At 64.7% G+C, this 3414-nt stretch carries 2 protein-coding genes; one reads left to right on the forward strand and one right to left on the reverse strand.

Features of this window, described 5'->3' with window-relative positions:
* The first annotated feature begins 716 nt into the window (after nucleotides 1-716).
* Nucleotides 717-1454: a hypothetical protein gene (locus JSV65_04820; protein UCH35676.1), complete on the forward strand. Its 738-nt coding sequence runs from the start codon at nucleotides 717-719 to the stop codon at nucleotides 1452-1454.
* A 332-nt stretch (nucleotides 1455-1786) separates the two neighbouring features.
* Here JSV65_04820 and JSV65_04825 read toward each other — a convergent pair whose 3' ends face one another.
* Nucleotides 1787-3049, reverse strand: coding sequence for a YbfB/YjiJ family MFS transporter (locus JSV65_04825; protein UCH35677.1), 1263 nt, complete (start codon nucleotides 3047-3049; stop codon nucleotides 1787-1789).
* Between the last annotated feature and the right edge of the window lie 365 nt (nucleotides 3050-3414).

Genomic DNA, 3414 nt, shown 5'->3' on the forward strand with positions numbered 1-3414 from the left:
AGCGTCCCGTAGCCTTGTGCACAGTGGATGAAGTTGATGCCCCGAGCGAGTCCCGCCTTCAGCACGTTGGTCTGGGCACCGATTCCGCCCATGGTGAAAGGCGTGACTTTCAGCCCGGTGCTCCCCAGCTTACGCAGCACAGGCACGGCGGGACTACTGGCCTGTGCAGCAGCAGATGCGCATCCCGCCATCGCAGCGCCGAGACCGCTCGCGGCCGCTGCCGCCTTAGCCGAGTCAGCGAGGAAGTCCCGCCGGGTAAGGCCCACTTGGCGCCCCTTCGGTTGTGAAGTTTCATTCTTTGCCACAGTTCCTACCTCCATGTGGCCACTAGAGAATCATGTAACGTACAAGCCGTAGCGCAATGGTTTCGGTCAATCTCACAGCGAGTCCTGCCGGCGCGCGGCCGGCGGATGTTGCATCATCCCTGCAGGGCGCCGCGGCGCCAGAGGTGAAGCTACAACTGATCTTTGCGGTGCGGGAGAGGCTAAAGCATGTCATTGCGCTGGTTGTCAATGGCGATTGTGGCGCTATCTGGAATCGGGCTGTTGGGTTGCAGGGGAGGACGTCCTCCGTCACCCGCGGCCAGCACGTCCGACGGCCCCGGTGCGCTTTCGTCCAGCTTGCGAGCCGCTATCACAGCCGCTACTCAGGCCGGACCCGCGTCGGATCTAGGCGACCCGCTATCCGTGCGCCTTTACCTGCCAGATGAAATGTACATGGCAATCGACGGGGAGGCAGACTTGTTTCTCTCATACCGAGCACTCGGCCTGGTGATCGCGCGTCACCAGATTGGGCGGGCGAAGGTCGACGCCGAGATCTTCGACCAGGGCAACGCGCTCAACGCGTTCGGCGTATACAGCCAACTTAGCCGGAGCGATTCCAAGCCGGTAGCGGTGGGGGCCGGGGGCGTCATCGTCGCCAACGAGTCGGTGATGTTCTGGAAGTCACGCTACTTCGTTCGCACCAGCACCACCGGGTCCGAGCTGCTGTCGCCCGAGAAGCTCGTTCGTTTTGCCGGCCACGTCGCGGCTGGGCTCGAGGGCTCGTCACGGTTGCCGACGTGGACCAAGGCTCTGCCGCCGCTGCCGAGCGGCCGCAGCCCGCAGTACGTCGCCCTCAACGTCCTCGGTTACGGGTTCCTGTCGAACGCAATGCTCGGCGAGTACGGTTCGGGGGATAACACGTGCACCTTGGCGCTCGTGCGCGGCGAGAGCGAACATGCGACAACCACAATGTGGCTGCGACTAACGGAGACCTACGACCAAGGAAAGAACGACGCCGCGCTTGTCGGTCTGGGCTCGGACACGTTCGCCGGCACCGCATTTGGAGGCGAGCCGGTGCGAGCGGTGCGCAGCGGCCGATACCTGGTCATCACGGTCGGGAGTTGCCCGGATACTCCTGGCTTGATCACGGCCACCGTTGATCGCCTGGCGGAAGCGCAGAAATCTCTGTAGCGCCGTATCGCGCGGGCGAGTAAACTGGTCATGTGACGATGGGACTGGCACAAAGCGTCCCATTCTTGCTGACGACCTATGCCCCTGTCAACCGCGCGCGACACCGCTTGTAGTGGTCAGTCACCCCTGAGACCGGTACATGATGGCCATGCGCGCCGCAGGGAACCCGCCCTGGCACGCCGAAAAGCGCTGCAGGTACGGACATTCGTGGCCAGGCGCGAGGACTATCGGAAGCTCGTCAAAACCGCAAGATGCCAGAGCAGAGACACCCGGACTGTACCTTGATTCACCCCCGCGTTCGTCCCGGGGCTGCTCAGGACCAACAACAGGACCTAGGTGGCCGCCCCGTCGTCGAGCGCCCGCGTCGAGCGCAGCAAGAGGGATCCGACGGCCCCCATTAGGGCCACGCCGGCGGCGACCAGGAACGCCGATTGAAACGATCGAGTGGCATCGGCGAGTAGGCCGGCGACGCTGGGCCCGGCGGCTTGACCGATACCAAAGAACAGCGTGACGAACCCCAGACCGGCGGGTGCTAAGCGCGGCCCAAGCAGGTCGCCGCAGGCCGCCGCTACAATGGCCGGGATGCTCCAGGCAGTGAGGCCGAAGAGGATCGCGGAGAGTATGAAGCCCGGAGGCGCGGGCCAGAGCGCGAACAGCCCGAACGCCGCCGCCTGTATAAGGTAAACGATCGCCAGAGCCCCTTTGCGACCGATGGCGTCCGAGATCGATCCCCACAGCAGCCCGCAGAGCAGGCTGGCCCACCCCATGAGCATGAAGAGGCGACCCGCTGCAGACGGTGCGTAGCCACCTTCGGCGATCAGGTACTTGGCGAAGAACGTCATGTAGATGATGTACGAGAAGCCGAAGGCCGCGTAAACGACACCGACGTGCCACATCGTCACTGACCGGTAGACCGTGCCCCATCGCATTGCGTCCGACGGCGCAGAAGCAGGGGTGCCGTCTGATATCTCGCCCAGCGGTCGGAGGCCAAGGGATGAGGGGCGATTGCGCAACACCGACAAAGCGAGAATCGCCAGCCCTCCGGTCACCGCCGCAAACAAGAACCAGCAGACTCGCCAACCGTCTCCGCCGTACAGGTTGAGGATGCCGGGCACCATGGGCCCGAGCGCGATCAATGCCAGGGACGATCCAGTGACGGCGATGCCGGCGGCCAAACCCCGGCGGCGCGGCGCAAACCAGGCGGACATAAGCCCCATCACCGGTACATTGCTCGCACCGCTGCCAATCCCGGTTAGCATCCGCCAGCACGCCGCTCCCGCGAAACCTGCGGCCGCGCCGGTCAGCAACATGCCGATGGCCGCTACCACCAGCCCTGCCGTGATGACGATCCTCGGCCCGTAACGCGCTGCGAGGGCTCCGCCAATCAGCGCCAGTGCGAGATATCCCACGAGGTTCGCCGTGGCGAGGCCACCGGCCTGGGCGTTATCGAGCCGCAGCCCTGCCTGCATCGCGGGCAGAACCATGGTGTAGCCGAAGCGCGCCAACCCCAGCGCGCCGAAGACTATCAGAGTCCCGGCGGCAAGGACGATCCAGGCGTAGTGGAGGTGGCGGCGAGGTTTCAGGCTACCATTCATCTCATCATCTCTCCCTGCTAACGTCGCGCCCCCTTCGCGCTACTCCTCTCCCAGCCCGATCAACTCTTCTTCGCCGCAGAAGGGCGGCGTCGCAGCCAAATCGTTCCCCACTTCATCAGCGCCAGGCCGGACCGAGGCATCATCCCACATGTCACGGGACGATCCGGCATGCTCTTTCCCGCTTGCTCGATCCGTGGACGTCCTCTGAGTTCTCAGTGCATTCCGAATGTTGCAGTCCCTAAGCCGCTGCGGGGCCGGGATGGCGTCCCAGCGGGCCTAGTCAGTTTGGGTCAACGAGGCGGGCATTCCTGCCGGCCTCGCCGCAGGGAAGCGCACCTGACGCGCAGAAGAGCGCCTCGGATTCG

Source organism: Armatimonadota bacterium, from assembly GCA_020354555.1.
In the GTDB taxonomy this organism is placed as follows: Bacteria; Armatimonadota; Hebobacteria.

Excerpts from the sequence above, each read along its gene's own strand:
- JSV65_04820 (UCH35676.1), top strand. The coding sequence starts at position 717 with ATGGCAATCGACGGGGAGGCAGACTTGTTTCTCTCATACCGAGCACTC.
- JSV65_04825 (UCH35677.1), bottom strand. The coding sequence starts at position 3,049 with ATGAATGGTAGCCTGAAACCTCGCCGCCACCTCCACTACGCCTGGATC.